14 protein-coding genes and 2 tRNA genes are annotated in these 20,164 nt (G+C 62.8%); 11 read left to right on the forward strand and 5 right to left on the reverse strand.

Annotation, left to right across the window (positions count from 1 at the left end; all coding sequences use genetic code 11):
• The first annotated feature begins 3 nt into the window (after positions 1-3).
• Together ACEN9Q_RS06650 and ACEN9Q_RS06655 are read left to right on the forward strand one after the other, a co-directional pair.
• A tRNA-Pro gene (locus tag ACEN9Q_RS06650) sits at positions 4-80 on the forward strand.
• Between the two features lie 74 nt (positions 81-154).
• Positions 155-231, forward strand: a tRNA-Arg gene (locus tag ACEN9Q_RS06655).
• Between the two features lie 16 nt (positions 232-247).
• On the opposite strand, the gene ACEN9Q_RS06660 is transcribed toward ACEN9Q_RS06655, so the two are convergent.
• Together ACEN9Q_RS06660 and ACEN9Q_RS06665 are read right to left on the reverse strand one after the other, a co-directional pair.
• Complete coding sequence (locus tag ACEN9Q_RS06660; protein WP_495627763.1) at positions 248-1,213, reverse strand: LLM class flavin-dependent oxidoreductase; 966 nt, start codon at positions 1,211-1,213, stop codon at positions 248-250.
• A 111-nt stretch (positions 1,214-1,324) separates the two neighbouring features.
• Positions 1,325-1,906 carry a YceI family protein gene (locus ACEN9Q_RS06665; protein WP_495627764.1) on the reverse strand — a complete coding sequence of 194 codons (582 nt, stop codon included), beginning with the start codon at positions 1,904-1,906 and terminating at the stop codon, positions 1,325-1,327.
• 268 nt (positions 1,907-2,174) lie between these two features.
• Here ACEN9Q_RS06665 and ACEN9Q_RS06670 point away from each other — a divergent pair, with 268 nt between their 5' ends.
• From ACEN9Q_RS06670 to ACEN9Q_RS06685, 4 genes are all read left to right on the forward strand, one after another.
• On the forward strand, positions 2,175-3,179 hold the full coding sequence (locus ACEN9Q_RS06670; protein WP_495627765.1) for an AfsA-related hotdog domain-containing protein: 1,005 nt from the start codon (positions 2,175-2,177) through the stop codon (positions 3,177-3,179).
• An 80-nt stretch (positions 3,180-3,259) separates the two neighbouring features.
• The gene (locus ACEN9Q_RS06675; RefSeq protein ID WP_056435360.1) at positions 3,260-3,520 is read left to right on the forward strand and encodes an acyl carrier protein; all 261 of its coding nucleotides are present in this window, start codon (positions 3,260-3,262) and stop codon (positions 3,518-3,520) included.
• A gap of 94 nt (positions 3,521-3,614) precedes the next feature.
• Positions 3,615-5,456 carry an asparagine synthase (glutamine-hydrolyzing) gene (asnB, locus tag ACEN9Q_RS06680; protein ID WP_495627766.1) on the forward strand — a complete coding sequence of 614 codons (1,842 nt, stop codon included), beginning with the start codon at positions 3,615-3,617 and terminating at the stop codon, positions 5,454-5,456.
• Positions 5,457-5,530: 74 nt separating this feature from the next.
• On the forward strand, positions 5,531-6,388 hold the full coding sequence (locus tag ACEN9Q_RS06685; protein ID WP_495627767.1) for a DUF1684 domain-containing protein: 858 nt from the start codon (positions 5,531-5,533) through the stop codon (positions 6,386-6,388).
• A 25-nt stretch (positions 6,389-6,413) separates the two neighbouring features.
• Here ACEN9Q_RS06685 and ACEN9Q_RS06690 read toward each other — a convergent pair whose 3' ends face one another.
• A complete protein-coding gene (locus ACEN9Q_RS06690) occupies positions 6,414-7,301 on the reverse strand; it encodes a LysR family transcriptional regulator (protein WP_495627768.1) in 888 nt (295 codons plus the stop codon).
• 95 nt (positions 7,302-7,396) lie between these two features.
• Between ACEN9Q_RS06690 and ACEN9Q_RS06695 the strand changes: the two genes are divergently transcribed.
• Genes ACEN9Q_RS06695 through ACEN9Q_RS06710 form a run of 4 tightly spaced genes read left to right on the forward strand, consistent with a single transcriptional unit; the run spans position 7,397 to position 14,435 of the window.
• Entirely contained in the window at positions 7,397-8,626 is a 1,230-nt protein-coding gene (locus ACEN9Q_RS06695; protein ID WP_495627769.1) for an MFS transporter, read from the forward strand.
• Between the two features lie 28 nt (positions 8,627-8,654).
• Positions 8,655-9,809, forward strand: coding sequence for an efflux RND transporter periplasmic adaptor subunit (locus ACEN9Q_RS06700; protein ID WP_495627770.1), 1,155 nt, complete (start codon positions 8,655-8,657; stop codon positions 9,807-9,809).
• Positions 9,810-9,820: 11 nt separating this feature from the next.
• Positions 9,821-13,003, forward strand: coding sequence for an efflux RND transporter permease subunit (locus ACEN9Q_RS06705; RefSeq protein ID WP_495627771.1), 3,183 nt, complete (start codon positions 9,821-9,823; stop codon positions 13,001-13,003).
• Positions 12,996-14,435 (forward strand): efflux transporter outer membrane subunit, encoded by a 1,440-nt coding sequence (locus tag ACEN9Q_RS06710; protein ID WP_495627772.1) that lies wholly within the window; start codon positions 12,996-12,998, stop codon positions 14,433-14,435. Before ACEN9Q_RS06705 ends, ACEN9Q_RS06710 begins: the two co-directional genes overlap by 8 nt.
• An 80-nt stretch (positions 14,436-14,515) precedes the next feature.
• On the opposite strand, the gene ACEN9Q_RS06715 is transcribed toward ACEN9Q_RS06710, so the two are convergent.
• Together ACEN9Q_RS06715 and ACEN9Q_RS06720 are read right to left on the reverse strand one after the other, a co-directional pair.
• Positions 14,516-15,496, reverse strand: coding sequence for a LysR family transcriptional regulator (locus ACEN9Q_RS06715; protein ID WP_056435338.1), 981 nt, complete (start codon positions 15,494-15,496; stop codon positions 14,516-14,518).
• A gap of 1,304 nt (positions 15,497-16,800) precedes the next feature.
• The gene (locus tag ACEN9Q_RS06720; protein WP_495627773.1) at positions 16,801-18,030 is read right to left on the reverse strand and encodes a family 1 glycosylhydrolase; all 1,230 of its coding nucleotides are present in this window, start codon (positions 18,028-18,030) and stop codon (positions 16,801-16,803) included.
• Between the two features lie 237 nt (positions 18,031-18,267).
• Between ACEN9Q_RS06720 and ACEN9Q_RS06725 the strand changes: the two genes are divergently transcribed.
• Positions 18,268-20,076, forward strand: a complete 1,809-nt coding sequence (locus tag ACEN9Q_RS06725) for a TonB C-terminal domain-containing protein (RefSeq protein ID WP_495627774.1) — start codon at positions 18,268-18,270, stop codon at positions 20,074-20,076.
• Positions 20,077-20,164 lie beyond the last annotated feature (88 nt).

The raw sequence follows: 20,164 nt of genomic DNA on the forward strand, positions 1-20,164 counted from the left end.
AATCGGAGTGTAGCGCAGCCCGGTAGCGCACCTGCTTTGGGAGCAGGGGGTCCAAGGTTCGAATCCTTGTACTCCGACCACCGTCTTGCAAACGGGCTGTCGTCGACGGCCCGTTTTCATTTGTGAAGCCGTACCTCGTCGTATGCGCTCGCGACTGCCCATAGCTCAGTTGGATAGAGCATCAGCCTTCTAAGCTGAGGGTCGCAGGTTCGAACCCTGCTGGGCAGGCCAATCATCCCGTCGCCGCTTAGTTGTTCAGCAGCCCGGGCTCCCGCCCGATCTCTTCCAGCACCTGTGCCACCGGCCGCACGCTCATCCGCAAATTCAACGCCACGTGCGCGATGCCGGCCCCGTACAGCTGTTCCAGATAGCGCTTCAGTTCACCGATGCCGGCGCGTATGCCCATCGGGAAGTAGGACAAGGGCGCGTTGCGGTCGGCTTCGAGCACCACGCGCAGCGCCATCATCAGCGGCTTGCCGGCGCAGCCGCATGCCTGCTGGGCCGCTTCCCAGTCCCGGCTCAGCGCGGTCAACTGGTCGATCGAGCCGGCGTAGCTGAACCAGCCGTCGGCATGCGCGGCAATCCATTCGAGCGATTGCTGGGCGCGCCCCACCACCACTTGCGGCAGGCGCCGTTGCGCCGGCGGCGGCGCGATTTCGAACGGGGTCGCGCCGAAACTCCGGTGTGCCGCCGCCTCGCCGGACCACAGGCCGGGCAGGCGCTCGACCGTGGTGCGGAAGCGCTCGCCGCGGCTTGCATACTCGGTGCCGAACACGCCGTATTCGAGCGGACGGTCTCCGGTCGCCACGCCCAGCACGAAACGTCCGTTCGACAGCACGTCGACGCTGGCGGCGCGCTTGGCCAGGTGCAGGTCGTGGTCGAGCGGGGTGACGACAGCGGCCGTGCCCAGGGTGATGCGGCGCGTCACGGCGGCCAGGTAGCCGAGATAGGTCCACGGATCGAACACCTGGCCCGGATCGCCGTCGGTCGGATCGAAGGTCGGGACGTCCCGCAGCCAGGCGCCGCGAAAGCCGATTTCGTCGGCCAGGCGCACGTGGTGGGTGGTCTGGGCCAGGTTCGGCATCGAGACGCCCCGGCCGCTCCAGCGCGCCCAGTCGTTGTCGGCCGGGAGCAGCAGGCCGAGGCTGGCGCGGCCCGGCAGGCGCAGGGCGTCGAGTGCGGGCTGATCGCTGCGGTGCGAAGCATTAGACATGGGCGAGCTCCGGGCAAAAAACAGGTGTCATAACAAATCCCAAAAAGTTGTCTTGTGTATCACTTGAAATGCCGGTTGCTTCATGCACCCGACGTCTTTGGTTGCATCACATCACTTCGTGGCATCGCCTTGCATCGTCAGCTTCAGCGCGATTTCGTCGCTGACGTTGGGGATGTTGAAGCCCAGGCCGAACTCCGATCGTTTCAGGGTGCCGGTGGCGTCGAAGCCGATTGCCTGGCGCTTTGTCATCGGATTCTCGCCAGCCTTGTTCAGCCGCGCATGCAGCACGACCGGCCGGGTGATGCCATGGGCCGTCAGGTTTCCGGTAATCGTGTATTTGCCGTTACCGATGGCTTTCACGCGCGTGCTCTCGAAGGTGATGTTCGGGAATTTGGCGATGTCAAAGAACATCGGGCTCCTGAATTCGGTGTCGAGCTGCGGGACAAAGGTATTGATCCTGGCCACCGGCAGCGTGACGCGTACCGAGGATTTCGACGGATCGTCATGATCGAATACCAGGGTCCCCTGGTCGATATTGGCGACGATCATCGGATTGGAAAAGCCGAAATTACTGCGACTGAGCAGGACGAACGTGTGGGTGGCATCGATTTCGTAAGTCACCGGCGCAGCCTGAACAGTGAATATTGGCGCGCAAATCAACGCGCCGATGAGGGTGCGGGTAAGCACGGCCACGGCAACTCCTATCAAGACAATAAGCGTCCAATATTACCGTATATGGACGAGCGGCTATGCCTACGGCTTGAATAAATGTTATTCGCTCCTAACGCCTTCCGCGTGCCCCCGTCCCTCTTAATACTATCGCAGTGCCACGATTCGGGAAGACTGATCGACCTGGTGTACCAAGCGCCATCGGACCGCATTCAGCATTGCTTCAGCCTCAAGTGATGTTTCCATTATCCAATACAAACTTATCACGAACAACAATACGGAGAAAGATAATATGGCCGTTCAAGCAGAAGCCAAGTTTCCATTTGAAGGGACGCTCTCGAAAGCATTGGTCCACAAGGTATCCATCGATCAGGTGTTGTTGACGGATTACGAGGCGCAGTCCGATAAAGGGACTTTGCTGTATGCACAGCTTCCCCGGTCGCATGGCTTTTATTGCGAGCATATTGTCGACGCCAGGCGCTTTGATCTCGCGGCGCTGATCGAAATCTGTCGGCAGGCCTGTTTTGTCGTGGCGCATACGCAATTCGGCGTGCCGCTGGAAGGAAATGGTTACCAATTCCTGTTCCAGGAACTCGACGCCAACCTGTTAATGGAGCGATCGGCGATCTTCGACGACAACCATGCGGGGCAGCCCGTCCGGCTCGTGGTGAAAAGCACGATCGAAAGGGAATGGAAAAAGCGCAGTGGCGTTACCTACGGGCTGTTGTGGTTCTATGCGCTGGCCACCACGGACGGCGTGGAAATCGCACATATCCGGATCCGGCAAACCTGGCTGGAACGCGGCAAATGGCGTGAGATCCGCCAGATCATGAAGCGGGAACGCAATATTGCGCCGGACATGGCGATTCCGCCCGCGCCGCGTACGGAATTGAAACCCGCCGAAGTGGCGCGGATAAATCCCCACAATATCGTCCTGCACAGCCTGCGACTCGTCGACATTGGACGCTACGAAGCCATGGCCCGGATCGACACCCGGCATCCCGTGCTGTTCGATCGTGCGACGGAACACATCTACGCCATGATCCAGATCGAGGTGAGCAGGCAGATGGCCCTGTATGCCATGGCTCGCATTTTCGATGTCGATGCCGTCGAACTGGACGTATGGAAATGCAAGTCGACGTTCGAGACCGTCGGCGAGCTGCAGTTGCCGACCAAGGCGACGGCGAATGTCCGCGTGGACGACAGGGATCAGTTGAACGCCACAGTGTTCGTAACTGTTTCGCAACAGGACAGGACGATTTCCACGTTCGAAATCGGCGTGCGGCGCATGACCTGACCGGCTATTCGGCCGGCAAATCGCACCTTCCGCCAGCCAATCGTATTCAATCGATTCACAACCCACTGAAGGATATGCAAATGGAAAACTTTGACATCAAAAGCCTGATCGAACTCATCAATGAAGTCGGCGAGCAGGACGAATCCGCGGAAATCAGTATCGGCATGGATAACCTGAGTACCAGGTTCGACGATCTGGGCGTGGATTCCCTCACCTTTCTTTCTGTCGTCGCACAACTCGAATCGCGTTATGGAATCCGCATCGGATTCGAGGAAGCGGCGTCCGCAAAAAGCCCCGCCGAGCTGTTCGAGCTGGTACGGAAGTGCATGGTGCCGGCGTAAGGATTGAAACGGCCGGACCGGCTTCGAATAGTCGGCCGGTATCTACGGGCATGCCAGCGTCGAAACGAACATTTTACATTGGGGAAGCAAGTATATGTGCGGAATTACCGGTTGGGTGGACTTCGAATTGAACATGAGCACGAAAGTCGATGTGCTCAAGCAGATGACTGAATCGCTGGCGAACCGCGGACCGGATGCCGACGGCATATGGCACGACGCGCATGCGGCCATTGGCCACCGGCGCCTGTCGATTATCGATCTGTCCGGAGGCCGTCAGCCGATGGAAGCCGGGACGATGGGAATGGCCCAGGCGGTGCTGACGTTCTGCGGCGAGATCTACAATTATCGCGAACTGCGCAAGGAGCTGCAGTCGGCCGGCCATGCGTTCGAAACCGAAAGCGATACGGAGGTCCTGCTGAAGGCGTATCTGCAATGGGGCGAGGACATGACGAGCCGCCTGAACGGCATGTATGCGCTGGGCATCTGGAACCGCCGCACGGAAGAACTGGTGCTGATCCGCGACCGGATCGGCGTGAAGCCGCTGTATTACTATCCGACGCCCACGGGTATCCTGTTCGGTTCGGAACCGAAGGCCATCCTGGCCAATCCCGCCGCGCGCCGGCGTTTATCCATGAACGGGCTGCGCGAGATCTTCGACATGATCAAGACGCCCGAGCAGACGGTGTATGACGGCATGTTCGAAGTCCGTCCCGGCCATATCGTGCGATTCAGCCGGAAGGGCTTGTCGAAGCGCGCCTACTGGTCGCTCCAGGCTGCGCCGCACACCGACGACTACGATACGACCGTGCGCACGGTGCGCGACATCCTGTCCGATGCGGTGAGCCGCCAGATGGTTGCGGATGTGCCGATATGCACCTTGCTGTCCGGCGGCCTGGATTCGTCCGCCATCACGGGATTCGCCGCGCAAAGCCAGGGATCACGGAAAGTCCGCTCGTTTTCCGTCGACTTCAAGAACAACATGAAGAATTTCGAGGTCGATGCCGTCCGTGGCGCACCGGATGCCCCCTTCGCGCGGGCGCTGGCCGAGCACGTCGGCGCGGAGCACACCGAAGTCTTGCTGGACAGTAGCGAGTTGTTGGACAAGACGGTTCGCAGCAATGTCCTGCGCGCCCTGGACATGCCGTCGGTCTATTGGGGCGACATGTGGCCGTCGCTCTATCTGTTGTTCCGCTCGATCAAGAACCATTCGACGGTAGCGCTGTCCGGCGAAGCGGCGGATGAAATCTTCGGCGGCTACAAGTGGTTCCATAATCCGGCGGCGATCCAGGCTGACACGTTCCCCTGGTTGACGCCGGGCTCGTCCCGCTACTTCGGCGGCCTGGGGCTGCTGGATCCGGACCTGCGCGGCCAGCTCGATATCGAGGCGTATCGCAAGGAACGCTATCTGGAGGCGTTGAAAGAGGTACCCGTGTTGCCGGGCGAGTCGGCCGTCGACCGGCGCATGCGCGAGATCACCTATCTGAACCTGACCCGGTTCTTGCAGACGCTGCTCGACCGCAACGATCGCATGAGCATGGCGGTCGGCCTGGAGGTGCGTGTCCCGTTCTGCGACCACCGCCTCGTGGACTACGTCTTCAATGTGCCCTGGCACATGAAGAATGCCGATGGGCGCGAGAAGAGCCTGCTGCGCGCTGCCGCCAAGGAGGTGTTGCCGGAGGTGATCTACAACCGTGTCAAGACGCCGTACCCGGCCACGCAGGATCCGAGGTACGAAAACGGGCTGCGCGACGAATTGGCGGAATTGCTGGCCGACAGCAACGCGCCCGCCCGCCCGCTGCTGGACCTGAAGAAGGCCGGCACGTGGACGAAACGGACCGATGCGGCCGTGAGCCATCCGTACAACCGCGGCAGCCTGGAGGCGACGTTGTCGCTCAATCGCTGGATGAAGGAGTACGACCTGGAGCTTGCGGTCTAGGACCGCCCTGGCGGCGCCCGGCGGCAAGCCGGTGCCGGGCGCCGCATCGATCATGAATGAGGATTGGAACCGATATGCGCGAGCCCGATACGATGCCGGCAGACTACCTGCAACAGATCAGCCAATGGCAGGCGCAACGCCTCGCCGATCTGCTGGCGCCTTCCGGCTGGCTGAGCCTGACGGGCTTCGGCTGGCTGGAGCCTGGCGACAACCGGATCGGCAGTGCCGCCGACAACGATATCGTGTTCCGACACGGTCCCGCCCACCTGGGTGTCGTCACGCTGACGGCGAGCGGGGAGGTCTGGATCCGGCTGCCGGCCGGCAGCGATGCGAAGATCGACGGCAGTCCCGTGCACGAGGCCAGGCTGTTCGACGATGCCGGCATCGGGAAGGCGCCGTCCGTCGTCAGCTTCGGCACGGCGAGCCTGTTCGTGATCCATCGCGATGGCCGCAAGGCGTTGCGCGTCAAGGACGAGAAGGCGGCCGGGAGCGTGCAGTTCGCCGGACTGGATTACTTCGCGGTCGATCCGGCATGGCGCGTGATTGCGGACTGGGTGCCGTTCGCCACCCCTTACAAGCTCAGTCTGAACCGCCGGCTTGGCAGCGTGAGTACGGTCGATGTGCCCGGCAAGGCCCGGTTCCGGTTGCACGGCCGCACACATACCTTGCTGCCTTACCAGGAGAAACCAGGTGGCGACCTGTTCTTCGTCCTCGCCGACCGGACGTCGGGCGAGGAAACCTACGACAAGGCCCGCTTTCTGTATGCCGCGCCGCCCGCGGACGGCAAACTGGTGCTCGATTTCAACAAGGCGCATAACCCGCCCAGCGCCTTCACCCCTTATGCGAACTGCCCGATCGCACCGCCGGAAAACGCGTTGGACATGCGGGTGACCGGCGGCGAGAAACGCTATCGCGGGCACCGGGGGGCGTGACGGCCCGCCAGCGTGGCGCTCCCCGCTACGTCAACGACAAATGGTCGGCCAGATAGGCGTAGACCGTCGACACCCGGCGTATTTGCCGCGACTCGACGTGAGTCAGCAACCAGAGCTGCGTTTCGCATTCGTCGATCGGATCCGACAATTGCACCAGGTCCTCGCGATGCTGCGCCAGGAACAACGGTATCAGCCCGATGCCGAGGCCGGAAGCGATGGCTGTGGTGACGGACAACATGCTGTTGACCTTGTGCCGCGGCATGACCGACGGGTACTCCCGTCTGCGCCACACCACGGATGAATGGTCGGGCAGGGCATCGTCCGGCGCCACCCAGTTGCACAGCGCCAGATTGGACGTGTCGACGCCGGGCATCTTGTCCGGCCGGGGCCCGAACAAGGCAAAGCGGATCTGGCCGAGATGCTTGCCGATGAGGTAATGCGGCGGCTGCCGCGTGACCCGCAGGGCGATGTCGGCGTCGCGCTTGGCCAGGCTGGTGAGATCGTTGCCGGTGGTGAGTTCGAACTGCAGCAACGGCTGCGCCGCGGCCAGATCCGCCAGCATGGGGAACACGAGGCCGTGCAAGACCGTGTCGGTGGTGGTCAGCCGCACCAATCCCGAAACCAGTCCGTCCTGGCTTTGCTGGACGGCCGTGCGCGCGCCTTCCAGCTCCATCTCGATACGTTCCGCATGCTGCGCCAGCTTCAGCGCCAGCTCGGTCGGGTGCGAGCCGTTGCGCGAGCGCGCGAACAACTGCTGTCCCAATCCTTTTTCCAGCCGCTGGATGGCCCTGAATACCGTCGAGCCGTCGATGCCCAGGCGCTTGCCGGCATCGCTCATGGTTCTTGCCCTGACCGTCGCCAGAATGATCTCCAAGTCGTTGGAGCTTACCTGAAAATGCGTTTCTGCAAGCATAGGTTGTATTTCCGGCTATTTTCATCGTCTCCGCTGCAATATACCTTGTGCCGGCTGGCATTAGCAAGGCGATATCAACCACTATGGATGACATTATGAAAAGCGAGAATAGCAAGGTGAAAAAGGCGGGACTGCCGCTAAGCGGCCTCCTGGCATTGGCAACATCGATCTTCATCACGATCCTGACCGAAACCCTGCCGTCGGCATTGCTGCCGCAAATGGGCGCAAGCCTGGGCGTGTCGGAGCCGCTGGTCGGGCAGCTGGTAAGCATCTTCGCGATCGGATCGATCGTCGCGGCGATTCCATTGACGGTAGCGACCCAGACATGGGGAAGAAAATCGCTGCTCTTGATTGCCGTCGGCGGCTTTGCCGTCGTCAACACAGTGACGGCGCTGTCGACCAATTACGACGTGACCCTGGTCGCGCGCTTCTTTGCCGGCGTCTTCGCCGGGTTGCTGTGGTCGCTCGTGGTCGGCTACGCCGCGCGCATGGTGCCCCCGAACCAGCAAGGACGCGCCATTGCCATCGCGATGGTGGGTACGCCGCTGGCGCTGACCATCGGCAGTCCGACCGGCGCCTTCCTGGGCAAGGTCCTCGGTTGGCAATATACGTTCGGCATGATGAGCGTGCTCACCTTGCTGCTGGTGATCTGGATGGCCTTTACGCTCCCGCGCTTCCCGGGCCAGGCCGCCGGACGCCGGGTGCCGCTCACGCAAGTCATGGCCGTGCCGGGCGTCAAACCCGTGATGTTCGTTACGCTGTCCTACATTCTGGCGCATAACATCCTGTACACCTACATCGTGCCTTTCCTGTCACCGCTCGGCATGGCGGACAAGATCGACATCGTGCTGTTCGTGTTCGGCATCGCCGCGCTCGTCGGCATCTGGGTCATCGGCGCGCTGATCGACCGCTGGCTGCGCGAGCTGGTGATCGCCAGCACGGTGCTGTTCGCCGCGGCAGCGTTGATGCTCGGCTTGTGGGCGGCCACGAATCCGATGGTCGTGTACGGTTGCATCGCACTCTGGGGCCTGGCTTACGGCGGCACCGCGACGCTGTTCCAGACGGCGTCGGCCAAGGCCGCCGGCAGCGTGGCCGACATCGCCCAATCCATCGTCGTGACCGTGTGGAATATCGCGATCGCAGGCGGCGGCATCATCGGCGGCATCGTGCTGAACAGCTACAACGTGATGTATTTCCCGTGGATGCTGCTGGTCCTGCTCACCCTGGCGTTGCTGGTTGTCCTGAACGCCCGCAGCGCCGGCTTTCCGGCGGCAGGCGGCGCGCACGAGCTCAACAGTGCAGAAGCAGAAGCGAACGCGTCATGACCGATCGTATTCATCAGGAGGCGCGTCCATGAAACCATTGGAAATGCCGTACAAGCTCGTGATGGCATCGGCGGCGCTGTGCCTGCTGGCCGGCTGCGGCGAGCAAAAGGCCGCCGGCGGCGCCGCGCCGGCGGCGGCCGTCAGCGTGGCCAAGGTCTTGTCCAAACCGATACAGCAGTGGGACGAATTCAACGGCCGCATCAGCGCCGTCGATGCGGTCGAGATCAGGCCCAGGGTCACCGGCTATGTGGAGCGCATTGCCTTCGACGAAGGCGGCGAGGTGCACAAGGGGGACCTGCTGTTCGTCATCGACCCGCGCCCCTACCGCGCCGCACTCGACATCGCGACGGCGCGCCTGGAACGGGCGCAAGCCGGCGCGGTGCTGGCGGAGAAGCAGGCGCAGCGCAGTAGTGCCTTGTTCAAGAAGAATGCCACGTCTCAGGAAGAGGCCGAACGGACCAAGGCCGAGTACGAGCAGAGCCGGGCCGACGTCATCGCCGCCAGGGCCGCCGTCGAGGCGGCGAAACTCGACCTGCAATTCTCCGAGGTGCGGGCGCCGGTCTCGGGGCGTGTCAGCCACGCCATGCTGACGGTCGGCAATCTGGCGATGGCCAACCAGACGGTGCTCACCACGGTGGTGTCGCAGGATCCGGTCTACGTGGACTTCTATCCCGACGAAGAGAATTACCTGCGCTATCTGGCCAAGGCGCGGCGAGGGTCGAAAGACGCGCTGTCCGTGCGGGTCGGACTGATCAACGAGCAGGGCTTCCCGCACCAGGGCCGCCTGAAGTTTCTCGATAACCGCGTCGATCCTTCCACCGGCACGAACCACATGCGCGCGGTGTTGCAAAACCCCGATCACCAGCTCACGCCGGGCCTGTACGCGCACGTCCAGTTCGCCGGCCTGGCGCCGTCCGAGGCGTCCCTGATCGACGACAAGGCGGTATTGACCGACCAGGACCGCAAGTATGTCTACGTGCTCGGCGCGGGCGACAAGGCCGAGCGCAGGGAGGTGAAACTGGGCGCCGTCAACCACGGGCTGCGGGTGGTCGAGTCGGGCCTGAGCACCAAGGATTTCGTCATCGTCGACGGCCTGCAGAGGGTCTTCTATCCCGGCGCGCCGGTCAAGCCGACCGTCGTCGCCATGGGCGCACCGGTGGCGCAGCTGGCGGACGCAAAATGAAGGGCAGCTCAATGGATTTTTCCAAGTTCTTCATCGACCGGCCGATATTCGCTATCGTGCTGTCGATCATCATCTTTGCCGCCGGCGCGATCGCCATCCCGTTGTTGCCGGTCGCCGAGTACCCGGAGGTAGTGCCGCCCAGCGTGGTCGTGCGGGCGGCCTATCCGGGCGCCAATCCACAGGAGATCGCCGAGTCGGTGGCGACGCCGCTGGAGGAGGCGATCAACGGCGTCGAAGGCATCATGTACATGAAGTCGGTGGCCAGTTCCGATGGCGGGCTGCGTGTCGTGGTGACCTTCCAGCCGGGCATCGACCCCGATACCGCGGCCGTGCGCGTGCAGAATCGGGTGAGCCAGGCGTTGACGCGCCTGCCCGACGAGGTGCGCCAGTATGGTGTCACCACCCAAAAGCAGTCGCCGACGCCGCTGATGTACGTCAGCCTCTACTCGCCCGACAACCGCTACGACCCGCTGTATCTGCGGAACTACCTGACCCTGCACATCAAGGACGAAATGACCCGCCTGCCGGGCGTCGGCGATGCTGGCCTGCAAGGTTCGGGCGATTACGCCATGCGGCTCTGGCTCAATCCGGACAAGCTGGCCTCTCACGGCCTGACCACGTCTGACGTGGTCAAGGCGGTACGCGAACAGAACGTGCAGGTGTCGGCCGGCCAGCTGGGGGCCGAGCCGTCGCCGAAGGGTACCGATTTCCTGGTCCCCATCAATGTGCGCGGACGGCTGCGCAGCGAAAAGGAGTTCGGCAATATCGTGCTGAAGAGCGGCGCGGACGGGCAGATCGTGCACCTGTCCGACGTGGCGCGCGTGTCGCTCGGCGCCGGCGACTACACGATGCGGGTCTTCCAGAACAGCGAGAACGGCTCGACGATCGGCATCTTCCTGTCGCCGGGCGCCAATGCGTTGTCGGTCGCCGACGCGGTGTACGCCAAGCTGCATGAATTGTCGGCCAACTTTCCGCCGAGTATCTCGTATCACGTGATCTGGGACCCGACCGTCTTCGTGCGCGAATCGATCCGCGCCGTCCAGCACACCCTGATCGAGGCGGTGTTGCTGGTGGTCCTGGTGGTGATCCTGTTCCTGCAGACCTGGCGGGCGTCGATCATTCCGCTCGTCTCGGTGCCCGTGTCGGTGGTGGGCACGTTCGGCGTGCTCTATCTGCTCGGCTACTCGATCAATACGCTGACCCTCTTCGGCCTCGTATTGGCGATCGGCATCGTGGTCGACGATGCGATCGTGGTGGTGGAAAACGTCGAACGCAACATCGCGCAAGGCCTCACGCCGCGCGCGGCGGCCCACCAGGCGATGCGCGAGGTGTCGGGACCGATCATCGCGATCGCGCTGGTGCTCTGCGCCGTGTTCGTGCCCATGGCGTTCCTTGGCGGCGTCACCGGCCAGTTCTACAAGCAGTTCGCCGTCACCATCGCCATCTCGACCGTGATTTCCGCGATCAACTCGCTGACCTTGTCGCCGGCGCTCGCGGCCAAGCTGCTCAAGGCGCACAACGCGCCGGGCGACGCCCTGTCGCGCCTGATCGACCGCAGCTGCGGATGGGTGTTCCGCCCGTTCAACCGGATGTTCCAGCGCGATGCCGACCGCTATCAAAAGGGCGTGGCCCGTGCCCTGGGCCATCGCGGCAAGGTGTTCGTCATCTATGCCGGCCTGCTGATCGCCACCGGGTTCCTGTTCCGTGCCATACCCGGCGGCTTCATCCCGACCCAGGACAAGCTCTATCTGTTCGCCGGCGCCAAGCTGCCCGAAGGCGCTTCGCTCACGCGCACGGAAGACGTGACGCGCAAGATGATCGAAGCCGCGCGCAAGGTGGAGGGGGTCGACATGGTGTCGGGCTACGCCGGGCTCAACGCCCTGCAGACGGTGAATACGCCCAACCTCACGGCGTCGTACGTCATCCTGAAGCCGTTCGACCAGCGCAGCCGCAGCGCGGCGGAGATCAATGCGGAACTCAATGAAAAGTTTTCCGCCATCAAGGGCGGCTTCGCCTATGCCTTGCTGCCGCCACCGATCCAGGGACTGGGCAACGGCTCGGGCTACTCGCTGTATCTGGAGGATCGCGCAGGGTTGGGCTACGGCGCATTGCAGAAGGCGCTGACCGACTTCCAGGCGGCGGTGGCGCAAACGCCCGGCATGACCTTTCCGGTCAGTTCGTATCAGGCCAACATTCCGCAATTCGAGGTCAAGGTCGATCGCGACAAGGCCAAGGCACAAGGCGTTGCACTGACCGACTTGTTCGGGACGATGCAGACCTACCTCGGCTCGACCTATATCAACGACTTCAATATGTTCGGTCGTGTCTACCGCGTAATCGCCCAGGCCGACTCGGCGCATCGCGTGCAGGCGACGGACATTACCAGCCTGCGCACGCGCAATGCACGGGGCGAGATGGTGCCGATCGGCTCCATGGCGACGGTCGTGCCGACCTACGGACCCGACCCGGTGATGCGCTACAACGGCTATCCCGCCGCGGACCTGATCGGTGATGCCGACCCGAAGGTGTTTTCGTCCGTGCAGGCCACCGCCAAACTGACCGAGATCGCCCAGAAGGTACTGCCGCCCGGGATTACGCTGGAGTGGACCGACATCAGCTACCAGCAAATGAATCAGAGCAATGCCGCGATCGTCGTGTTTTCGCTCTCGGTGATACTGGCCTTCCTGGTGCTGGCATCGCTCTATGAAAGCTGGACGCTGCCGCTGTCGGTGATCCTGATGGTTCCCGTGTGCATGTGTTCGGCGCTGCTCGGCGTCCGGTTGGCGGGTGGCGACAACAATGTCTTCGTGCAGGTCGGCCTGGTCGTACTGATGGGGTTGGCGTGCAAGAACGCCATCCTGATCGTCGAGTTCGCGCGCGAACTGGAGCTCCAGGGCAAGGGTATCGTCGAGGCCGCGCTGGAAGCCTGCCGGCTGCGCCTGCGCCCGATCATCATGACGTCCGCGGCCTTCATCGCCGGGTCGGTGCCCCTGCTGTTTGGCCACGGTGCCGGCAGCGAGGTGCGTCAGGCCACCGGGGTGACGGTCTTTGCCGGGATGTTGGGCGTGACCATGTTCGGCCTGTTCCTGACGCCGGTGTTTTATGTTGCGCTGCGGACTTTCGGCGCGAGGATGGTCGGCGCCGCTCCGATCATCGCAACGGGAAGCGTCTTGAAGGAATTAGAACATGAATAAGCTGAGACAAAGCGTACTGGCGCTGCCGGCCGTGCTCCTCGCCGCTTGCGCGGCCGGTCCGGATTATCGCCAGCCGGCGGCGCCGGCGATCGAACACTTTGCTCGTGCCGAGGCCGGCAGCACCCGGGCTGCACCGATGGTCAATGCCGAGTTCTGGCAGGCTTTCCGCGATACGCAACTGACCAGCCTGGTCGAGCAGGCGCTGTCTGCCAACAACGACCTCCGCGTTGCCTTGGCCAGGTATGACAGTGAGACAGCGCTATTGCGTGAAGCTAAGTCCGGTTATTACCCCACCGTGAACGTGAACGCCAACACGGGTCATCAAAAACTGAGCGTGGACCAGGCGTACGGCTTTCAGCGCAGCAACGACGTCCATGGCGCCAGCGTCAATGCCGGCTGGGAGCTGGACGTGTTCGGTAAAGTGCGGCGCGATGTCGAGGCGCATCGCGCCGAGACTGCCGCCCTCGCCGAGGATCTGAAAGCCTTGCAGGTGATCATCGTGGGGCAGGTCGCCAGCGCCTATATGGATTTGCGAGGTACGCAGGAGCGCCTGCGGGTGGCGCGCGAAAGCATCGATAAGCAACGTGAAACATTGCGTATCATCAGCGCGCGGATGGAGGCCGGCCGCAGTTCCGATTTCGATGTTGCGCGCGCGCGTGCGCAGCTCGAGTCGGCCACGTCGCGCGTGTTCGCGCTGGAGGCGCGCATTGCCGTCGACGAACACCGTCTCGCGGTATTGACCGGCCGTCCGCCCGAGGCCCTGATCGCCGAGCTCGACGTTCCCGCCGCGCTGCCTGCATTGCCCCCGGCGGTCGATCCTGAAACGCCCGCCATCGTGCTGCGCCGCCGCCCGGACATCGCGGCGGCAGAGCAGCGCCTGCACGCGGCCACCGCGCGGATCGGCGTCGCGAGCGCGGATCTGTTTCCTCATGTCAGACTCTCGGGGATGCTCGGCACGTTCGCCTTCCGTTCCGGCGACCTGTTCACGAACCAGCGGGAAACCAGTCTGCTGGGTCTGAACGTCGATTGGTCGTTTCTCGATGCGGGTCGTGTGCGTGCACGTATCGCGGCGAGCGATGCCGCCGCTGCCGGCCTGCTGTCGACGTACCAGCAAACGGTGTTGCTGGCGCTGGAGGATACCGAAAATGCCCTGATCCGCTACGCGCGCACGCGCAGCGAGGACGAGCACCTCGAGCAAGCCGCGTCTGCCAGCAGCCATGCGGTCGAAATCGCACGTGAGCAACTGCGAGCCGGCACCATCGGTGTCTATGAAGTGCTCGACGCCGAGCGTGAGCAGTTGCGGGCGCAGGATGCGTTTGCCGAAGGACGGACCCGCAGCGCGGTCGCGGCGGTGGCCTTGTTCAAGGAACTCGCAGGTGGATGGCCGCAACAGATGCCTGCATCCGCGTCGCTGTCGGCTGGAATCCGCTGATACGGCTGCAGCGCGTCACGACACGGGGCGGTATGCGCCATACCATAGGTGGCGCGTACCGCCCCGAACGGCGGGCTCGATCAGGCGGCGGGCCTGTGCAAAGGCTGATTTGCCGCGCCGGCCATGCGGGAAGTGAACGCCACCGGCTCAACGGGACTGAAAAACTGCGGCGACAGCGATTTGATCAGGTCGACGAATTTGCGGAACTTGAGCGGATAGTGCTGCGATTTGGGATAGGTAAGATAAATAGATACCGGTAATCCGGACCAATCGGGCAGCACATGCACCAGCGTGCCTGCCGCAATGTCCTCGGCGACCGCGCAACTCGAGATCAGGGCCGCCCCTATTTTCTGCAACGCAGCCTGGCGGGCAACCGGCACGCTGTCGGCCATGAAACTTGGCGAAATATCCAGTTTGCGGGAATTGCCCCATTGATCCCGCAGCTGGATCGAACCGCAGTGATGGTTCGGCAGTGTCACCCACGGTAATCTGGACAAATCCTCCGGCTTGCAGATACCGCCGTAGCGCGACAGAAGCGCAGGTGCGGCGACGATGATCTTGTTCACCTCGCCCAATTTGCGGGCAACGACCAATTCGTCTTTTATCGTATCGACCTGAATGGCGCAGTCGACGGCATCATCGACAAATCGGGCCGGCGCGTCGCTTATCTTCCATTCCAGCCGGATGGCCGGGTTTGCCTTCAAATACTGGGCGGCGACTTCGATCAGCCGGGATTGACCAAAACCACTTGGAACGACAACCCGCAGCAAGCCGCAGGGCAGGTCGGTTTCGCCCCGCAATTCGCTTTCGAATCTGTCCAGCTCTTCGGACATGATGCGGGAATATTCGTAATAGCGGCGACCGGCTTCGGACAGGCTGATGCCGCGCGTGTTGCGGTTGAGTAACTTGATGCCCAGATGTGCCTCCAGCATGCGGAGTTGGCGGCTGACCGTCGGCTGGCTGGTATTGAGCTGTTGCGCGGCACGGGAAAAACTGCCCGCGGAGACGATCTGGACGAAGGTGTTTATCAAGGCGAGTTGATTAGCAGATGTTTTGGTCATGTAATCTCATTCCCTGTCAAAGGGTGGTCATATTTCGAACACGGCCGCAGTATTCTTATGCGACATTCGCGGAATCGTAGTACGCCACCGTTGTCGCGTTAGATAGTGGTGTCACGAGAAGGCGCCAACTGCAAAGTCGCGTGTGCGGACTGCAGCCGGGGAAATGATGCAGTCCTTTTGGTATCCCGCGTCGTGATACCGCGCCAACCTTCGAGATATGGAAATGCGTTCTCAAGGAGGATGGCGGTGCCGTAGGTGCTTGTCATTGCGTCGTCCAATTCGCGCTCCTGAATTTCCCTTTATATCATATGATTCGCCGGTGAGCCGGCATCAATATTATGTCTGATGCTGACTAAAAAAACTCTCGAAGTTTCACAATTTGTAAAATATTTATTTGAGTCCGTTGGTTTATTTCCTTTGCAAAATTAATATTTCTCGATATTTAATTTTTCTATTGACGAAAGAAATATTCGCACTTGTCTGCGGGGTTTGGTTGTTAGCGCTATAAATTCGGAATACCAAAAGGCGCAGGGTGGATAATGCCTGTTTTCGTAATATCGGTCATTTACTAACGCTTCATAGGCGAACCAGTTTTGATCAATGTCAATGATTGTGGTGAATTGCCATCGGCTTTTTTCTTGCGCGGGTGATTCGTCCGTCCGAGGGGGAGATCTATTACAGCTCAATTACAGTTGCGCGTAGCGGGCGCCGCGCCCCCGAGGGCAGCGGCTTCATGTGCGAACCAGGGAATCCTTGCGCTGGACCGGCTTGTTCCGCAGCGCATGGAACCGGTATGCGAATCATGGGCGTGGGCTCGATGCCGACATGTTTTTATCGTAGTGTGCCGGTCGGGAGTGGTTCGCCATTTCGGTGAATCCTGCCCCGGCGTTTAAATGCGCATGCACGTATCTCGATAGGACGAATGCCGCAGGCCATCGGTGAACAGATTACGCATCGATGCCGAACCCGGACCCGGCCGATGTATGTGTTGGTGTAATCGAGGAGCGCGGAATGTCGCGATCGAGTGGTTGGACCGCTTGATGGACTTTCAATGGTCTTTTGATTGCTGGCTTAGGCGATAAATCTTGCGTGAAGCATTCGTCTAGCGCCGCGTTGAAATCCGTTCATCGGCATTGCCGACGACATCGCCCGCTGACGCGGGGGCAGGGGTATCACATACGCGATTGCCTGGCGATGTCGACTGCACTCGTCCGCCGGCAGAACGTTCTTCCCGTGAACACCGACGTTCATATGCTTGAAACGGTACGGCGCCGATCAGCGTCGAACGTCTGTCAACCCGCCGCTTATTCGCGCTCTTCGGTGCGCGGCGCCATGGTCGCGTTATCGTCGAACGGCCAGCCGCTGGGTGGCGGTACGTGGCGCTGGAATTCGTGCGGCATCACGATCGGCACTTGCAGGCAGACGCTCTGCGTCGGCAGCACTTCCATCCAGGCACGCACGAGTTCCTTGTAGGCGATGCCGACGGGCCGGATCTTGCGATCGAGGTCGAACAAGCCCAGTGCGTTGACGTTGCCGTTGTTCTCGCGCAAGGCCGTATCCCAGTCGACCTGGTCCGTCAGCGAATACCACGTGAAGCCGACGAGCGGCACGCCATTGTTACGCACGCGCAGGACGTTGGCCCATTCCTTGCGCAGCCAGTGCACGGCCTCGTCGCCGCGCGGTCCTTCGCACAGATTCGTTTCCGTGTGCATCACGGGGAGCCGGTATCGGTTGTAGTACTGGTGCGTGATGACGGCATAGCCGAAGATTTCACCCGCCGCGCGCGTCAATCCATCCGCCGACACGTAATGCTCGTTGGTCTGGTAATAATCGTTGCCCATGATGCAGTGGTGCTTCAGATTATTATTCAGGAAAAAGTGATACTCCTCGCGCGTCATCCCGTTGTCCATCATGTATTCATACATTTCGGAATCCACGCGACGGCCGTAATTCAAGTCCAGCGACAGGAAGCGGCGCGCGTTGTACAACTCGGCGGGGCCGATGGCGGACGGGCTTTCGGCATGAAAGTATTCGGTCGATTCGCTCTGGATGAACAAGGCATCCGGCCGCACCTGCAGGATCGCGTGCATGGCCAGGATATTTGCCTTGACGAGGTTCTTTGTCGCGGTGACGTAGGCGCGGTCCGTCGTCATCTGCTCGTTCCACCAGCCGTACAAGGCGGAAAAGAGGGCGCAGATCGACATCTCGTTGATCGGCGTATACAACTGCAGCCACGGATAGCGCCGCGCGAACGTGCCTGCATAATCGGCGAACAATTCGGGAAAATCCGGGTTCTGGAAGTTTCCGATCCAGTCGGGCACGCCGAAGTGGCACAGGTCGATGATCGAGGCGATGTTACGCTGGCGGAGGTCGTTGAGCGACAGGTCAGCGAATTCCCAATCATAGCGCTTGGGACCGAGCCAGGTCTTGTGCAGCGGCGGTCCGTAGCGCAGGACTTTCAGTCCGAGCTCCTGCACCAGATCGAAGTCCGTGCGCCAATGCGTGTAATGGCCGCACTTCTCCATCTCGTCCATTCGTACCCGACCGTTATCGATTGTCGGAATGCTGTTTTCGATACCCGTAGCGAAAATAAATCCTGGTGACATGCGAACCCCTGGCTGCTGACCCGTCGAAATCATTGTAGCCGGGATTACAAACAGCGTTCCGAACCGTGCGCGCCCCCATTTGTGCGCGCCCCCTTTACTGTCGCGTGTAAGCTGTGCTATCAATCAGGCAACATTCCGCCTTTATTCCCGACCCACACGACCCGCATGCCCAACGCCACCGCGGTACGATCCGCCTCGACCCTGGACGCATCCGCGCGCCGGCTGGCGATGGGCGTGCTGGTCTCCCTGCTGCTGCACGGCCTCGTATTGTCCTTGCAGTTCGGCATTCCCGGATTGCGGCCAGGGCCGGGCGGGCCGATCGCGATCCGGTTGACGCCTGCACCTGTCGTCGCCGCCGTGCCGTCCGCGCCGCCGCCCGTAATGCCGCCGGCACCGGTTGCGGCCGTGCCGGCACCGCAAGGGGGGCCGACGCCGTTGCCGTTGCCGCAGCCGCGGCCGGACGCGCTCCGGCGCGGATTCAGGCTGGTCGATCCGGTCGCGCCGGCGCCATCGCCAGCGGCGCCGGCGCCCACACCCGCGCCCCCGCCGCGGCGGGTCGCACAGCGCCGCCGCAAACCGCCGGCGACGCGCCTGGCCGACGGCCTGCACGCGCGCGTGATCGCGCAGGAAACGCATCAGGACAACACATTCGACGTGCCGCTGCCGGCCGTGGAACCCGATCCGATGCCGGACCCGCTGGCTCGCACCGAGCCGACGGCCGAGGCCGACAAGCCCGCGCTGGCCGATGCACAGGACGAGGACACCGCGCGGGCCGAGCGCGCCCGCCTGGCCGATGAACGCGAGCGCGAACGGGAGCGCCGGCGCGAGGCGGACGAAGCCCGTCTGCGCACCGAAGCCGAGGACAATCTGCGCGCCGAGGCCGAGCTGCAGCGGCAGCGACTTGCGGACCAGTCCGCGCAATATGAAGCGGCGCTGGCCGATCAGCACGCGGCCGAGGAAGCGCAGGCCCGCGCACGGCAGGAGGAAGAACGGCGCCTGGCCGAGCAGCAACGCGCCGAGCAGGCGGAACAGGAACGTGCGCAACAGCTGGCCGAGCAACGCCGCGTCGAGCAGGCCGAGCAGGAGCGCGCGCAGCAGCTCGCTGAACAGCAACGGATGCGACAGGACGAACAGGCACGTGCGCAGCAGTTGGCCGAGCAGCGCCGTATCCGGCAGGCGGAGCAGGAACGGGCGCAGCAGTTGGCGGAGCAGATGCGCACGCAGCAGGCCGAGCAGGCGCGTGCGCAGCAGTTGGCGGAACAGGAGCGCGCCCGCCAGCTTGCGGACGAGCGGTTGCGCCAGGAGCGTGCGCAGCAAGCGGATCAGGCCGCACGCCGCCAAGCCGAAGAAAACGCCCGGCTCGCGCAGGAGCAGGCGCGCCGTGACCCTGCGCATGATCTGTCCGATGCCGGGGGCGCTGCCGCGTCGCCCGCGCCCGCTCCGGCACGCGCGGGCGCGGACGGCAGCGACGGCGCGGGGCGGGGCAACGGCACGCTCCCGCGCGCCGCACTGGGCAGCGACCTGGCCTCGCGTGCACGCGAAATGATGCGCGGCATCGATATATTGAAACCCGTGCCGCAGGCCGTGCGGCCGGCCGAGGATGCGGCGCGCACGGTGCGGCGCGCGCTCGCGGAGGCCGCGCGCCACGACATTCCGCTGCGCATGTACATCGACAGCGTGCGCCAGAAGATCGAGCGCAACGCGGTCCTGAGCGAAGCCCAGCTGTCGGCCGACGTGGTGCGCACCGACCCGATCGTCAGCGTGGCGATCCGCAGCGACGGCAGCGTCGAGGACGTGATCATCCTGCGCTCGAGCGGCCGCGCGGACATCGACGAATTCGTGCGCCGCGTCGTGCGGCTGAACGCGCGCTATTCGGCGTTTCCACCGAACGTCGCGGCGAACTACGACGTGATCGAACTGCGGCGCGTGTGGCGCTTCGCCGGCATCCTGCGGCTGCTGGAAGAGATGCGCTGACGGCCGCACGCGCCCGCGGTTGACCTATGCGTGGTGCTTGACGTGCGCCAAAGTCCTGTCGGTTGAGCGGCTTACCCTGACTCTGATT

The organism is Massilia sp. Masssp93 (genome assembly GCF_059491295.1).